At 64.0% G+C, this 15,028-nt stretch carries 14 protein-coding genes; 9 read left to right on the forward strand and 5 right to left on the reverse strand.

Annotation, left to right across the window (positions count from 1 at the left end; all coding sequences use genetic code 11):
* Positions 1-19: 19 nt before the first annotated feature.
* Positions 20-907 (reverse strand): acyl-CoA dehydrogenase, encoded by an 888-nt coding sequence (locus SB765_RS09455; RefSeq protein ID WP_341796689.1) that lies wholly within the window; start codon positions 905-907, stop codon positions 20-22.
* A 157-nt stretch (positions 908-1,064) separates the two neighbouring features.
* On the opposite strand from SB765_RS09455, the gene olsB reads away from it, so the two are divergent.
* Both olsB and SB765_RS09465 read left to right on the forward strand, forming a co-directional pair.
* Entirely contained in the window at positions 1,065-1,820 is a 756-nt protein-coding gene (olsB, locus tag SB765_RS09460; RefSeq protein ID WP_016498093.1) for an L-ornithine N(alpha)-acyltransferase, read from the forward strand.
* A complete protein-coding gene (locus SB765_RS09465; RefSeq protein ID WP_341798923.1) occupies positions 1,820-2,608 on the forward strand; it encodes a lysophospholipid acyltransferase family protein in 789 nt (262 codons plus the stop codon). Before olsB ends, SB765_RS09465 begins: the two co-directional genes overlap by 1 nt.
* Before the next feature lie 259 nt (positions 2,609-2,867).
* Here the strand turns inward: SB765_RS09465 and SB765_RS09470 are convergent, their stop codons facing one another.
* Complete coding sequence (locus SB765_RS09470; RefSeq protein WP_410931236.1) at positions 2,868-3,455, reverse strand: ACP phosphodiesterase; 588 nt, start codon at positions 3,453-3,455, stop codon at positions 2,868-2,870.
* Between the two features lie 150 nt (positions 3,456-3,605).
* On the opposite strand from SB765_RS09470, the gene SB765_RS09475 reads away from it, so the two are divergent.
* Both SB765_RS09475 and SB765_RS09480 read left to right on the forward strand, forming a co-directional pair.
* The gene (locus SB765_RS09475; protein ID WP_016498090.1) at positions 3,606-3,908 is read left to right on the forward strand and encodes an ArsR/SmtB family transcription factor; all 303 of its coding nucleotides are present in this window, start codon (positions 3,606-3,608) and stop codon (positions 3,906-3,908) included.
* Positions 3,909-3,925: 17 nt separating this feature from the next.
* Positions 3,926-4,975: an alkene reductase gene (locus SB765_RS09480; protein ID WP_016498089.1), complete on the forward strand. Its 1,050-nt coding sequence runs from the start codon at positions 3,926-3,928 to the stop codon at positions 4,973-4,975.
* A 115-nt stretch (positions 4,976-5,090) separates the two neighbouring features.
* Here SB765_RS09480 and SB765_RS09485 read toward each other — a convergent pair whose 3' ends face one another.
* The 3 genes from SB765_RS09485 to SB765_RS09495 all read right to left on the reverse strand — a co-directional run bounded on the left by SB765_RS09485 (position 5,091) and on the right by SB765_RS09495 (position 7,983).
* Complete coding sequence (locus tag SB765_RS09485; protein WP_341796692.1) at positions 5,091-5,960, reverse strand: ATPase; 870 nt, start codon at positions 5,958-5,960, stop codon at positions 5,091-5,093.
* Positions 5,961-6,047: 87 nt separating this feature from the next.
* Positions 6,048-7,043, reverse strand: coding sequence for an NAD-dependent epimerase/dehydratase family protein (locus tag SB765_RS09490; RefSeq protein ID WP_410931237.1), 996 nt, complete (start codon positions 7,041-7,043; stop codon positions 6,048-6,050).
* Positions 7,044-7,092: 49 nt separating this feature from the next.
* Positions 7,093-7,983 carry a LysR family transcriptional regulator ArgP gene (locus tag SB765_RS09495; protein WP_016498086.1) on the reverse strand — a complete coding sequence of 297 codons (891 nt, stop codon included), beginning with the start codon at positions 7,981-7,983 and terminating at the stop codon, positions 7,093-7,095.
* A gap of 99 nt (positions 7,984-8,082) precedes the next feature.
* On the opposite strand from SB765_RS09495, the gene SB765_RS09500 reads away from it, so the two are divergent.
* The 5 genes from SB765_RS09500 (at position 8,083) to SB765_RS09520 (ending at position 15,021) form a co-directional block, all read left to right on the forward strand.
* Positions 8,083-8,682: a LysE/ArgO family amino acid transporter gene (locus tag SB765_RS09500; RefSeq protein ID WP_049273246.1), complete on the forward strand. Its 600-nt coding sequence runs from the start codon at positions 8,083-8,085 to the stop codon at positions 8,680-8,682.
* Positions 8,683-8,920: 238 nt separating this feature from the next.
* Entirely contained in the window at positions 8,921-9,517 is a 597-nt protein-coding gene (locus SB765_RS09505; RefSeq protein WP_341796694.1) for a superoxide dismutase, read from the forward strand.
* Positions 9,518-9,765: 248 nt separating this feature from the next.
* Entirely contained in the window at positions 9,766-11,820 is a 2,055-nt protein-coding gene (locus SB765_RS09510; RefSeq protein ID WP_016498084.1) for a putative bifunctional diguanylate cyclase/phosphodiesterase, read from the forward strand.
* Positions 11,821-11,978: 158 nt separating this feature from the next.
* Positions 11,979-13,316 (forward strand): imelysin family protein, encoded by a 1,338-nt coding sequence (locus SB765_RS09515; protein WP_341796695.1) that lies wholly within the window; start codon positions 11,979-11,981, stop codon positions 13,314-13,316.
* A 277-nt stretch (positions 13,317-13,593) separates the two neighbouring features.
* Positions 13,594-15,021: a di-heme oxidoredictase family protein gene (locus SB765_RS09520; RefSeq protein ID WP_016498082.1), complete on the forward strand. Its 1,428-nt coding sequence runs from the start codon at positions 13,594-13,596 to the stop codon at positions 15,019-15,021.
* Positions 15,022-15,028 lie beyond the last annotated feature (7 nt).

The following is a 15,028-nucleotide window of genomic DNA, read 5'->3' on the forward strand; positions in this document are numbered from 1 at the left end:
ACAAAAACCTATCAGGCCTTCATGACAATCCCGCAGCAGCCCAAGCCTTGTTCAGCCGCTTCTCTCTCGCCGCCGCGGCCAGCGTCATCACCCCTTGGTCACGCTGCCAGATTTGTGCCCAATGCACCGGCCCTGCCGCCAAGGCCGCATCGATCGCCCCCCGCAATGCCTGGAACTGCGCAAACAACCCGCCCAGCAACAAATGGCAACTCACGCTATCGGCACACTGCCGACTGCCCTCGGCGCACCCTGCCAGCAGCCCAAGCAGCTGCAGCCGTAAATCCTGGGGCCAGGCGCTTTCCTGCCCCACGCCATACAGCCAGGCCGTAAGCGACGTGAGCACATACAAGTCCTCCAGCGAGCGGAACGGCTTCACATAGGCATCCCAGCCGTCACCGGCCAGCAACTCGCACGTTGCCTGCTCCAGCAGCAAGCGCCCGTGGCCCACCTCCGGCATCAGCGGCAGGGTCGGCAATGGCTCCAGCGTCACGCCAGGCTCCCCGGGGTAGACCACCGCCAGGTTCAATTGTGGCGCCGCGCCTGCGGTTTCGCTGCGCGCCGCCACCAGCAGCCACTCCGCCTCCAGCCCGGCTGTGACGAAGTCCTTGCTGCCGCTCAGCCGCAAACCGTCCAGGCGCGTGTGCATGTCCGCCGGCCTTACGCTGCGCCGCTCGGTGGCGCACAGGGCGCCGAGGCTGGGCGGTGCACTGGGCCACAGCACGCGCAAGGCGGCCTGGTAACCCACCAGAAAAGCCAGGCCCGGCGTGGCCATCGCGCGCCCGCCCAGTGCCGCCAGTTCGAAGGGGGCAACCGGGCCGAGGCGCTCGAGCAGCGCGGCATAGGTTTCGCCCAAAGTGCCCGCCGGCGCGTGGCGAAGCGGGTCGTTCAATCGTTGCAACCAGGCCATGGGACGGCTCCTTGCTGGGGCTTTCTGGTCAAGGTTCGGGAGTGTCACGCAAGCATCACCAAAGATTCACAGGGGTGACACCGCGCCTACCTAGGCTGACTTTGCACAACAAAGCCGACCGGCCGCAACCCTCATGGCTGGCTTATGGAGACTCGTAATGACTCGGATCGCTCATTCTGGCGACAACAGCACTGAACGCCGTCTGCAAGCCGAACGCCTGGTTGGCGCCGCGGCGCTGCAAGAGGCCCAGGCCCTGCGTTTCAAAGTGTTCAGCGCAGAATTCAAGGCCAAGCTCAAGGGTGCCGAGCAGGGCCTGGACATGGACGACTACGACGTGCACTGCCGCCATATTGGTGTGCGTGACCTGAGCACCGGCGAGCTGGTGGCCACCACCCGTCTGCTCGACCACCAGGCCGCCAGCAGCCTGGGCCGCTTCTACAGCGAGGAAGAATTCCGCCTGCACGGCCTGTTGCAGCTGCAGGGCCCGATCCTGGAGCTGGGCCGAACCTGCGTAGCCCCCGACTACCGCAACGGCGGCACCATCGCCGTGCTGTGGGGTGAACTGGCCGAGGTGCTCAACGAGGGCCGCTACAGCTACCTGATGGGCTGCGCCAGCATCCCCATGCAGGATGGCGGCATACAGGCCCATGCCGTGATGCAGCGCCTGCGTGACCGCTACCTGTGCAACGAGCACCTGCGTGCCGAACCGAAGAAGCCGCTGCCAAGCCTGGCCCTGCCGGGTAACGTCATCGCCGAAATGCCACCGCTGCTCAAGGCCTACATGCGCCTGGGCGCGAAGATTTGCGGCGAACCGTGCTGGGACGAGGACTTCCAGGTGGCCGACGTGTTCATCCTGCTCAAGCGCGACGACCTGTGCCCGCGCTACGCCCGCCACTTCAAGGCAGCGGTGTGATGCCGAAGCTGCGGGTAGTAGCCCGCCTGAGCAGACTGCTGCTGGTACTGTTGCTGGGCATGTTGATGGCCAGCCTTATCGCCCTCGGTGAACGCCTGGGCTTCAAGGCCCCCATCGAACGCCGCCAGCGCTGGACCTGCCTGTTCATGAAACGCCTGGTCGCCGCCCTGCCCTTCGATGTGCGGGTGGTGGGTGAGTTGCCGCAACGGCCGATGCTGTGGGTCAGCAACCATGTCTCGTGGACCGATATCCCCCTGCTCGGCATGCTGCTGCCGCTGTCATTCCTGTCCAAGGCCGAGGTGCGTCATTGGCCGGTGGCGGGTTGGCTGGCGGAAAAAGCCGGCACGCTGTTCATTCGCCGTGGCGGGGGTGACAGCCAGCGCCTGCGCGAACAGATCGCCGGGCAACTGGGGCTGGCCCGGCCGCTGCTGATCTTCCCCGAAGGCACCACTACCAGCGGTCGCACCTTGCGCACCTTCCATGGCCGCCTGCTGGCAGGTGCCATCGATCGCGGCGTGGCGGTGCAGCCGGTGGCTATCCAGTATTTGCGTGATGGCCAGATCGACCCGATTGCGCCGTTCATTGGCGATGATGACCTGGTGTCGCACCTGATGCGCCTGTTTGCCCAGCCGCGGGGCGAGGTGTGCATTCACCTGCTGCAACCTGTCGGCAGCGTGGGCAAGGAACGGGCGGTGCTGGCGTTGCAGGCGCAGCAGGCAATTCACCTGGCGTTGTTCGGGGTTGAGGAAGTTGAAGCAGTGCCAAGGCGGCAGGCGCGGGCTGCCTGAGCCTGGCGTGGGCAAGCTGGCGCCTGCGAGATCGAGCGCCGCCCGCGCGGCGCTTCGCAGCACAAGGCTGCTCCTACATCTGTTTCGGGCCAATTACGCCTGTACCAATGCGCGCGACCGCCTTGTTTGTCCGACACGATATCGAGGTGAACACCAAGGGACCGCGCGCCTATGCCCCAGGAATAACTGGCCCGAAACAGATGTGGGAGCAGCCTTGTGCTGCGAAGCGCCGCGCGGGCGGCGCTCGATCTCACAGGCGCTACAGGTCCTCAGCCCTACGCTGCGCCGCTGCAAAGGCCTGCAGCTGCGGATAGAACTCGCGAAAATCCGCCAGCAGCGGCTCATACAGCCGCTCAAGCTCCCCCATCACCCCCGCCATGCCCTCAGGCCGCGACAAGCGCCGGGCAATGCCGTTGAACACCTGCTCCAGGGTGGCAAAATCGCCATACGCCCCTAGCCAGTCATCCGCTGCCATGAACGGTGCAATCCGCGCCAGCCGCCCCGGCAGCTCTGGCTCCGCCAGCAGCACCCGATAAAAAGCGCCAGTAAACTGCTCAAGGGGCTGCTCGGCGTAGTTGCCCCAATCCCGCGCCAGGCAATGGTCGAAGAATACATCCAGGACGATGCCGGCAAAGCGCCGCCGCTCACGCGGAAAGCGCGCCAGTGCGGCCAGCACCAACGGGTGCCGATCGGTGTAGCTGTCGATATGCCGGTGCAGCCGGATAGCCGCCTCCAGCGCAGGTGGAAAGCGCCCTTCCAGCGAGCCTTTGACAAAATCGCCATACAGGCTGCCAAGCAGTTGTTGCGGCGCCGGGCCGCCCAGGTGCAGATGTGCGAGATAGTTCATGGGCGCAGTCTAGCACCGCTCACCAGCATATCGTTATAACCCGATATAGCGATTCGTACTCAGCTCAGAACCTCTTCGTATTTGTGTATCGGGATCGGGCGATTTACATTTCGCCCTATCGCGATATACCGCTACAACGAGCCTCAACCCATGCCTCTCGATCTCGACGAAATCATAAAAGCGCTGGCCCATCCGGTCAGGCGAGAAATCCTCAGCTGGCTGAAAGACCCGGCAACGCAGTTCCCCGACCAGTACCACAGCACCGAAAACGGTGTGTGTGCCGGGCAGATCGACCAACGCTGCGGCTTGTCGCAGTCGACCGTCTCCGCCCACCTGGCCACCTTGCAGCGCGCCGGGCTGATCAGCAGCCAGAAGATTGGCCAATGGCACTTCTTCAAACGCAACGAAGCCACCATCGAGGCGTTCCTCGAACAACTGCGCCAAGCACTTTGACAAGGCAGGTAACCGCTATGACCACGCTTTTCGATCCGATCACCCTGGGCGACCTGCAACTGCCCAACCGCATCATCATGGCCCCGCTCACCCGCTGCCGGGCCGACGAAGGCCGCGTGCCCAATGCGCTGATGGCCGAATACTATGTGCAGCGCGCCAGCGCCGGGCTGATCCTCAGCGAGGCGACTTCGGTCAGTGCCATGGGCGTCGGCTACCCGGATACCCCCGGCATCTGGAACGATGAGCAGGTGCGTGGCTGGAACAACGTCACCAAGGCCGTGCATGCCGCCGGCGGGCGCATCTTCCTGCAACTGTGGCACGTTGGCCGTATTTCCCACCCCAGCTACCTGAACGGCGAGCTGCCGGTTGCCCCTAGCGCGATCCAGCCCAAGGGCCATGTAAGCCTGGTGCGCCCGCTAAGTGACTATCCCACCCCGCGCGCGCTGGAAACCGAGGAAATCAACGACATCGTCGAGGCCTACCGCAGCGGTGCCGAGAACGCCAAGGCTGCCGGTTTCGATGGTGTAGAGATTCACGGCGCCAACGGTTACCTGCTCGACCAGTTCCTGCAAAGCAGCACCAACCAGCGCACCGACCGCTATGGCGGGTCGCTGGAAAACCGTGCACGCCTACTGTTGGAGGTGACCGATGCGGCCATCGAAGTTTGGGGCGCGAACCGCGTAGGCGTGCACTTGGCGCCGCGTGCCGATGCTCACGACATGGGTGATGCCGACCGCGCCGAAACGTTCAGCTATGTGGCTCGCGAGCTGGGCAAGCGGGGCATTGCCTTTATCTGCTCGCGGGAGCGGGAAGCGGATGACAGCATCGGCCCATTGATCAAAGAAGCGTTCGGCGGCTTGTACATCGTCAACGAGCGGTTTGACAAAGCCAGCGCCAATGCGGCCCTGGCCAGTGGCAAGGCCGATGCGGTGGCGTTTGGCGTGCCGTTCATCGCCAACCCCGACCTGCCGGCGCGGCTGGCGGCGGATGCGCCGTTGAACGAGGCGCGGCCTGAGACTTTCTATGGCAAGGGGCCAGTGGGGTATATCGATTATCCGCGGTTGTAATCACGATTGCCGGGGCCGCTTTGCGGCCCTATCGCGACGCTCCTACAGGGGAACGCGATCTCCGGTAGGAGCGGCCTTGTGTCGCGATAGGAGGGCAACGCCCTCCCCTGCCATGTCAGGGCCTGGCACTGATCTGCTGCTGCAAGTTCTGGATCTGGCTCTGCAAGGTATTCAGGTTGCGGGTCATCTGCGCCCGGAAGGCATCGAACTCCTGCACCGACGCACCACCGGACGCTGCCGCAGCCGGGCGGTTGTCGATCTGGCTCTTCAACACCAGGATATCCTGTTCCAGGCCCTGGATTGCCGCGCTCGGGTTGCCCTGCTTCTTCAGTGCCGCCACTTCGCTGCCCAGGCTCTTGAGCTGCCCGTCCAGCTTGCCGCCATCCACCTGCGCGGCTTTCAGCGCGGCAACCTGCTCGTTCAGGCCTTTGAACTGAGCATCCAGCTTGCCGCCATCAACCTGACCCGAACGCAACGCGGCCAGCTCGCCGTTCACCAGCTTCAGCTGCGCCTGCAGCTGGCTTTGCAGCTCGGTCACAGCCTTCTGCTGTTCACGGGTATCAGCCAACACTTGCTCCAGGCGTTTACCCAAGTCACCGGTCTGACCGGCCACACCCTTCTGCAACTGGCGCAACTGCAGCTTCAGCGCCTCGCTACTGCTAGTAACGCCGGATTCGCTGGCCTCCACCTTGCCACTGATCGCCTGCAAACGCCCGGCGGCTTCTTCACTGATGCGGGCAAAGCTCTCCTGGGTCGCCACCAGCTGCTGCTCCATCAGCGAGATCTGCTGGAAGCTCCACCAGCCCAGGCCCGCCAACGCGATGAACGAAGCGCCGAGCAGCGCCCACAACGGCGCCGTGCTGGCCCCGCGGGCGGCTTTCTGGCGGCTGCGCACCACGTGCGCCGGCATCAGTTCGTCATCATCAACGGTGCCCGCCCGCAAGGTAGGCACGTCATCGTAGTCATCGTGAGCATGGTTACGCATGGATACATTCAACCGCGGTAGTCGCAAAGAGGCACGAGTATAAACCGCAAGCGCGGCGTGTTGATGACCATTGTCACGCCAGCGGCTTTACTGCCCAGGCAGCAAATGCTTCCACCAACCGCAGAATTCATCCAGCGCCGTCCACAGGCTGACCTTGGGCTGGTAGTCCAGGTACTGCCGCGCACGGCTGATATCCAGGGTGAAATCACGGCTCATCACCTGCATCCCCAGGCGCGACAGGGTGGGTTGCGGGCGCCCTGGCCACAGCATGCAGGCGGCCTCGCTCACCGCGGCCAGGCTGTAGGCCAGGCCATAGGAACGGTAGCGGGTAACCTGCGGCAGCTGCATCTGGCGCATCACGTAGTTGACCACGTCCCACAGCGGCAACGGCTGGCCATTGCTGATGTTGTAGGCCTGGCCCAGCGCACGGTCATCGGCGAACAAGGCGCTGAGCAGTGCCTCGTTGAGGTTGTGCACGCTGGTGAAGTCGACTTTGTTCAGGCCGTTGCCGATGATTGCCACGCGGCCTTTGCGCTGCATCTGCATCAGCCGCGGGAAGATACTGGCATCGCCGGCACCTGTGACGAAGCGCGGGCGCAGCGCCAGCACTTCAAGGCCGAACTCCTGGGCCCCGAACACTTTTTGCTCCGCCAGGTGCTTGGTTTGCCCATAGTGGTCGTGAAAACGACGCGGCACCTGGTCTTCACGGATGTCCAGGCGCGAGCGGCCATTGAAGTAGATCGACGGCGACGACAGGTGCACCAGGCGCCGCACATGTTCCTTCAGGCAGCCCTCGACCACGTTTTCGGTGACGACCACATTGCCTTGGTAGAAGTCCTGGTAGCGCCCCCAGTTGCCCACCGCGCCGGCACAGTGCACCACAGCCTCCATGCCCTGGCACAGGCGGCGGGCCAGCTCGGGATCACCCAGGTCGCCTGGGATGAACTGGGCGCCGCGCCTGACCAGGTGCTCGACCCCTTCGGCGCGGCGGCCGCTGACCCGCACGTCCAGGCCCTGCTCCAGGGCGAAGCGCGCAAAGCGCCCGCCAATGAAGCCACTCGCGCCGGTGACCAGAATTCGCATGTAAGACTCCGTCTTGCCAAATTTCAGATGCAACTGACGCCAGCCGTGGCTACAAGGGCACCAGCCATTGCTGCGCGGTGTGCCGCAGGTGGTCGGTCAGTTGCGCGAGCAATTGCCCGCCATTGCGCCAATGATGCCAGTACAGCGGCACGTCGATGGGGGTATCGCTGCAGATTTCCACCAACTGCCCGCTGGCCAGCTGCTCCCGAGCCTGCAGTTCGGGCACCAACCCCCAGCCCAGCCCGGCCTCGGTCATGCGCAGGAAGCCTTCGGACGACGGGCACAGGTGGTGCAGGAAACCGTCCTCGATGCCCAGTGATGCCAGGTAACGATGCTGCAGGAAATCATCCGGGCCGTACACGATAGCGGGGGTGCGGGCCAGGCGGCTGGCGACAAAACCCTGGGGGAAATGCCGCGCCATGAAGCCGGGGCTGGCCAACGCCCGGTAGCGCATGGCCCCCAGCAGCAGGCTGCGCGCCCCGGCAACCGGGCGTTCACTGCCACACAGGCAGGCCGCCACCTCGCCGGCACGCATGCGTTTCAGGCCCACTTCCTGGTCTTCTACCACCAGGTCGGTCAGCACGTTCTGCTGCGCACAGAAGTTGCCCACCGCACCGGCCCACCAGGTGGCCAGGCTATCGGCGTTCAGGGCGATGCGCAGGCGCTCCGGCATGCCCTCTTCGTCCAGCGCCGGCACCTGGCGCTGCAAGTCACGTTCAAGCAGGCGCACCTGCTGCACATGGTTGAGCAACTGGCGGCCGACTTCGGTCGGGCTGGGCGGCGTGGCACGCACCAGCACCGGTTGCCCGACCCGCGCTTCAAGCAGCTTGATGCGCTGGGAGATGGCCGACTGCGACAAACCGAGCACTTGCGCGGCACGCTCGAAACCACCCTGTTCGATCACCGCCGCCAAGGCGGCGAGCAACTTGTAGTCGAACATCGATTTTCCTAATGCCTGATCAGCTTTATTTGTTTTTCTTATACAGCGCCAACCACCACAATGGCCAGCATCTTTAGTTTCCTTTATGGAGGGCACGCCATGTGGCAAAGCTATCTCAACGGCATGCTGGTGGCCTTCGGCCTGATCATGGCCATCGGCACCCAGAATGCCTTCGTCCTCGCCCAGAGCCTGCGCCGCGAGCATCACCTGCCGGTAGCGGCGCTGTGCATTGTCTGTGACGCTCTGCTGGTGGCTGCCGGGGTATTCGGCCTGGCCACGGTGCTGGCGCAAAACCCGACCTTGCTGGCCGTTGCGCGCTGGGGCGGCGCGTTGTTCCTCATCTGGTACGGCGCCAAAGCCCTGCGCAGTGCCTTTTCCAAACAAAGCCTGCAGCACCAGGAAGGCCAAGGCATGCGCTCGCGCCGTGCCGTACTGCTCAGTGCGCTGGCGGTAACGCTGCTGAACCCGCACGTCTACCTTGATACGGTGTTGCTGATCGGCTCGCTGGGCGCCCAGCAGACCGAGCCTGGCGCCTATGTGGCCGGGGCGGCCAGTGCCTCGCTGCTGTGGTTCTCGACCTTGGCGATCGGTGCGGCCTGGCTGGCACCGTGGCTGGCCCGCCCGGCGACCTGGCGCATGCTCGACCTGATGGTGGCGGTGATGATGTTCGCGGTGGCGGCGCAATTGATCTTCAACTGAGCTCTGGCCTGCATGGCCCGGCACACATCGGTTGGCCTGGAAACGACCACCACTGGTCGGTACCCGCCAACCGCTGCGGAACCTCTATTCCCTATGTTTGTTGCGTGGTTATGCGCCGGGGCTGGTGCTATGATCGCCCCCTTGCGTCGCAAAGAGTACAAACTCGCCGACGCTCAGAGGGCCGCCCGTGATCGGCCCTGCGCAAACCGCGAACTAGACCTGAATCAGGAGATCCACCATGGCTTTTGAATTGCCGCCGCTGCCGTACGCCCACGATGCCCTGCAGCCGCACATCTCCAAGGAAACCCTGGAGTATCACCACGACAAGCACCACAACACCTATGTCGTGAACCTGAACAACCTGGTCCCAGGCACCGAATTCGAAGGCAAGACCCTGGAAGAGATCGTCAAGACCTCTTCGGGTGGCATCTTCAACAACGCCGCTCAGGTCTGGAACCACACCTTCTACTGGAACTGCCTGTCGCCAAACGGCGGCGGCCAGCCTACCGGTGCCCTGGCTGAAGCCATCAACGCCGCTTTCGGTTCCTTCGACAAGTTCAAGGAAGAGTTCACCAAGACTTCGGTTGGCACCTTCGGTTCCGGCTGGGGCTGGCTGGTGAAGAAAGCTGACGGTTCCCTGGCCCTGGCCAGCACCATCGGCGCCGGTTGCCCGCTGACCAGCGGCGACACCCCACTGCTGACCTGCGACGTCTGGGAACACGCCTACTACATCGACTACCGCAACCTGCGTCCGAAGTACGTCGAGGCGTTCTGGAACCTGGTCAACTGGGCCTTCGTTGCCGAGCAGTTCGAAGGCAAGACCTTCAAGGCCTGAGTCCTTCAGCCCTGAACGTAAAGACCCGGCCATGTGCCGGGTTTTTTTATGCCTGTGCCCGCGCAGAGGCCGGCACGGTTTTGCTTGCTCAGCCCGTATACCGCGCTAACATCAAACCTCTGGAAGATTGACACAGCGCACTCAAGTTGCGGGGTCAGGCAACCGATACACTGCTCATGATCGGCCGGTAGTGTATCGTCATCGTTGATGGCAAAATGATGCCATGCGCATGGATTAAGGAAACCCCATTGAAGCTGGAATTGCGGAACAGCTTGTCGGTCAAGTTGCTCAGGGTCGTGCTGCTGTCGGCGTTGGCGGTTGGCGTCGTGCTCAGCTGTGCGCAAATTGTCTACGACACTTACAAGACCCGCCAGGCCGTGAACAACGATGCCCAGCGCATCCTCGACATGTTCCGCGACCCCTCCACCCAGGCGGTGTACAGCCTCGACCGCGAAATGGGCATGCAGGTGATGGAAGGCCTGTTCCAGGACGAGTCGGTGCGCATGGCGTCCATCGGCCACCCCAACGAAACCATGCTGGCAGAAAAGTCCCGCCCGCTGCAGGACATGTCCATGCGCTGGCTGACCGACCCGATCCTCGGCCAGGAACGCACCTACACCACGCAACTGGTCGGCCGCGGCCCCTACAGCGAATACTACGGCGACCTGAGCATTACCCTGGACACCTCATCCTACGGCGAAGACTTCCTGATCAACGCGGTGATCATCTTCATTTCCGGCGTACTGCGGGCCTTGGCCATGGGCCTGGTGCTGTACCTGGTCTACCACTGGCTCCTGACCAAGCCGCTGTCCAAGATCATCGAGCACCTCACCCAGATCAACCCCGACCGCCCCAGCCAGCACCAGATACCGCTACTCAAGGGCCACGAAAAGAACGAACTGGGCCTCTGGGTCAATACCGCCAACCAGCTGCTGGCATCGATCGAGCGCAATACCCACTTGCGCCATGAAGCCGAAAACAGCCTGCAGCGCATGGCCCAGTACGATTTTCTCACCGGCCTGCCCAACCGCCAGCAACTGCAGCAGCAACTGGACAAGATTCTCGTCGACGGCGGCCGCCTGCAACACCGTGTGGCGGTGCTGTGCGTGGGCCTGGACGACTTCAAGGGCATCAACGAGCAGTTCAGCTACCAGGTCGGTGACCAGCTGCTGCTGGCCCTGGCCGACCGCCTGCGGGCCCACAGCGGCCGCCTGGGCGCTTTGGCGCGGCTGGGCGGTGACCAGTTTGCCCTGGTGCAGGCCAATATCGAGCAGCCCTACGAGGCGGCCGAACTGGCGCAAAGCATCCTCGACGACCTGGAAGTGCCCTTCGACCTCGACCACCACCAGCAGATCCGCCTGCGCGCCACCATCGGCATCACCCTGTTCCCCGAAGACGGCGACAGCACCGAGAAGCTGCTGCAGAAAGCCGAACAGACCATGACCCTGGCCAAGGCCCGTTCGCGCAACCGCTACCAGTTCTACATCGCCAGCGTCGACAGCGAGATGCGTCGCCGGCGCGAGCTGGAAAAGGACCTGCGCGAAGCCCTGCCGCGCAACCAGCTGTACCTGGTGTACCAGCCACAGATCAGCTACCGCGACCACCGCGTGGTCGGCGTCGAGGCGCTGCTGCGCTGGCAGCATCCGGAGCTGGGCATGGTCCCGCCGGACCAGTTCATTCCGCTGGCCGAACAGAACGGCAGCATCATCAGCATCGGCGAATGGGTACTGGACCAGGCCTGCCGGCAACTGCGCGAATGGCACGACCAAGGCTTCAGCGAGCTGCGCATGGCGGTCAACCTGTCCACCGTGCAGCTGCACCACAGTGAACTGCCGCGGGTGGTCAACAACCTTCTCCAGGCCTACCGCCTGCCGCCACGCAGCCTGGAGCTGGAAGTGACCGAGACCGGCCTGATGGAAGACATCAGCACGGCCGCCCAGCACCTGCTGAGCCTGCGCCGCTCCGGGGCGCTGATTGCCATCGACGACTTCGGCACAGGCTATTCGTCGCTCAGCTACCTGAAATCACTGCCGCTGGACAAGATCAAGATCGACAAGAGCTTCGTCCAGGACCTGCTCGACGACGATGACGACGCCACCATCGTTCGCGCCATCATCCAGCTGGGCAAGAGCCTGGGCATGCAGGTGATTGCCGAAGGGGTGGAAACCGCCGAACAGGAAACCTACATCGTTGCCCAGGGCTGCCACGAGGGCCAGGGCTATCACTACAGCAAGCCGCTGTCGGCCCGTGAGCTGACCAGTTTCCTCAAGCAGGCGCAGCGGAATCAGGTTTCGATGCTCTGAGCCGGCCTGCCCGGTTACAGGCTGTGACCGGCAATTACATGAATTGCACGCCCGCCCCTTTACAGCAAATGCAAATCTTTCGCATGATGTTGCGGTTTCGCGTGCCACGGCGCACGGTCCACCCCTTGGTCCAACCACACGATGCAGGAAAACCAATAATGATTCGAATGCCTCTGGCCTCCGCCAGTCTGCTGGCCATTGCCATCGCTCTCGCCGGTTGCGGTGAAAAGGACGACAAAGCCGCCGCGCCGCAAGCCCAGGCACCTGCTGCTGCCGCCAGCACCACCGCTGCTGCGCCAGGGGCTGTCGACGAAGCCGCCGGCAAAGCCGTGGTCAAGCACTACGCCGAAATGGTCTACGCCGTGTACAGCGACTCGCTGAGCACCGCCAAGGCCCTGCAGACTGCAGTCGACGCGTTCCTGGCCAAGCCCAACGACGAAACCCTGAAGGCCGCCAAGGAAGCCTGGTTCGCCTCGCGCGTACCGTACCTGCAGACCGAGGCCTTCCGCTTCGGCAACACCATCATCGACGACTGGGAAGGCCAGGTGAACGCCTGGCCGCTGGACGAAGGCCTGATCGACTACGTCGACAAGAGCTACGAGCACGCCTTGGGCAACCCGGCCGCCGGCGCCAACATCATCGCCAACACCGAGATCCAGGTGGGCGAAGAGAAGGTCGACGTCAAGGACATCACCCCCGAGAAGCTGGCCAGCCTGAACGAACTGGGCGGTTCTGAAGCCAACGTCGCCACCGGCTACCACGCCATCGAGTTCCTGCTCTGGGGCCAGGACCTGAACGGCACCGGCCCAGGCGCTGGTAATCGCCCTGCGTCGGACTACCTGGAAGGCCAGGGCGCCACTGGCGGCCACAACGATCGCCGCCGTGCCTACCTGAAAGCGGTCACCGACCTGCTGGTCAAGGACCTCGAAGAGATGGTCGGCAACTGGGCGCCGAACGTTGCCGACAACTACCGTGCCAAGCTGGAAGCGGAGCCTGTCAACGACGGCCTGCGCAAGATGCTGTTCGGCATGGGCAGCCTGTCGCTGGGCGAACTGGCTGGCGAGCGCATGAAAGTTTCGCTGGAAGCCAACTCGCCGGAAGACGAGCAGGACTGCTTCAGCGACAACACCCACTACTCGCACTTCTATGACGCCAAAGGCATCCGCAACGTCTACCTGGGCGAGTACACCCGCCCGGACGGCACCAAGGTGGCCGGCCCGAGCCTGTCGTCGCTGGTCGCCAAGGCTGACCCGGCCGCCGACGCCACCCTCAAGGCCGACCTGGAAGCCACCGAAGCCAAGATCCAGGTGATCGTCGACCACGCCCTCAAAGGCGAGCACTACGACCAGCTGATCGCCGCCGACAACGCAGCCGGCAACCAGATCGTGCGTGACGCCATCGCCGCCCTGGTCAAGCAGACCGGTGCGATCGAGCAGGCTGCAGGCAAGCTGGGTATTGCCAACCTGAACCCGGACACCGCAGATCACGAATTCTGATCTTGCTGTAGCGGTTCTCAGAAAAGGCGGCCTTCGGGTCGCCTTTTTGGCATCTGGCCCTATCGCAGGCAAGCCAGCGCCCACAGGTACTCAACAGGTTTTGAGGCTGGTGGTTTAGCTGTAAGAGCTGGCTTGCCGGCGATAGGACCCGACCAAGCCACCACAAACACTGGCCAACTGACACCGATTTCATCCAGCAATTGCAAATTGCTCTTATTCAAACACCCCCACTTTGCTAAGCTTGCACGCCGGTTTTCGCTCACGCCCAGGATCCTTGATGTCCTCGTCGCTGTCCCGACTTTCCCCCCTGCTGCTAACCCTTGCCCTCGCCGCCTGTGACGACGCCCCGCGTTTCACCCAGGCCGAGCCCGGCGAAGCGTTGTCGGGTGGCAAGGCGACCGTGCAGCGCAGCGACCGCAACGCCTATTCATTGCCCTCAGCCAACCTCTCGCCCGAGCGGCGCCTGGACTTCGCCGTGGGCAACAGCTTCTTCCGCAACCCCTGGGTGATCGCCCCGTCCACCACCACCGCACGTGATGGCCTGGGCCCGCTGTTCAACACCAACGCCTGCCAGAACTGCCATGTGCGCGATGGCCGTGGCCACCCGCCAGAGCCGGATGACAGCAACGCGGTGGGCATGCTGGTACGCCTGTCGATCCCCGACCAGCCCTACCTGGCCAAAGTCATCGAGCGCCTCGGCGTGGTGCCGGAGCCGGTGTACGGCACCCAGTTGCAGGACATGGCCATCCCTGGCGTGGCGCCAGAAGGCAAGGTGCGGGTGAGTTACACCCAGGAAACCGTGTCATTCAAGGACGGCCACCAGGTCGAGCTGCGCAAGCCAACCCTGCAGATTACCCAGCTCGGCTATGGCGTGATGCACCCCGACACCCGTTTTTCGGCGCGGGTAGCCCCCCCGATGATCGGCCTGGGCCTGCTCGAAGCCATCCCCGAAGCCGACCTGCTGGCCAACGAAGACCCGGACGACCACAACCGCGACGGCATTCGCGGGCGGGCCAACCGGGTGTGGGACGACGCCCAGGGCAAGACCGTGGTCGGTCGCTTCGGCTGGAAGGCCGGGCAGCCCAACGTCAACCAGCAGAACGTGCACGCCTTTGTCGGCGACATGGGCCTGACCAGTACCCTGCAACCCAAGGACGATTGCACCCCTGCCCAGGCCGACTGCCTGGCCGCGCCCAACGGCGACGGTGCCGATGGCGAAAAGGAAGTCAGCGACAACATCCTGCGCCTGGTCACCTTCTACACCCGCAACCTGGCCGTACCGGCCCGCCGCGATGTGAACGCGCCGCAGGTGCTGGCGGGCAAGAACCTGTTCTACCAGGCCGGCTGCCAGGGCTGCCACACTCCGCAGTTCACCACCGCCGCCGATGCCGCCGAGCCAGAGCTGGCCAACCAGGTCATCCGCCCTTACACCGACCTGCTGCTGCATGACATGGGCCCGGGCCTGGCTGACGAACGCACCGAATTTGCCGCCAACGGCCAGGACTGGCGGACCCCGCCCCTGTGGGGCGTGGGCCTGAACGAAACGGTCAGCGGCCACAGCCAGTTCCTGCACGACGGCCGCGCCCGCAACCTGCTTGAAGCCGTGCTCTGGCATGGTGGCGAAGCCGACGCGGCACGCAACTTCGTACTCACTTTCAATGCCGAGCAGCGCGCCGCGTTGCTGGCGTTCCTGAACTCACTTTAAAACGCGC

Origin of the sequence: Pseudomonas sp. SIMBA_067, from assembly GCF_046534675.1 — a bacterium.
Classification (GTDB): Bacteria; Pseudomonadota; Gammaproteobacteria; order Pseudomonadales; family Pseudomonadaceae; genus Aquipseudomonas; species Aquipseudomonas putida.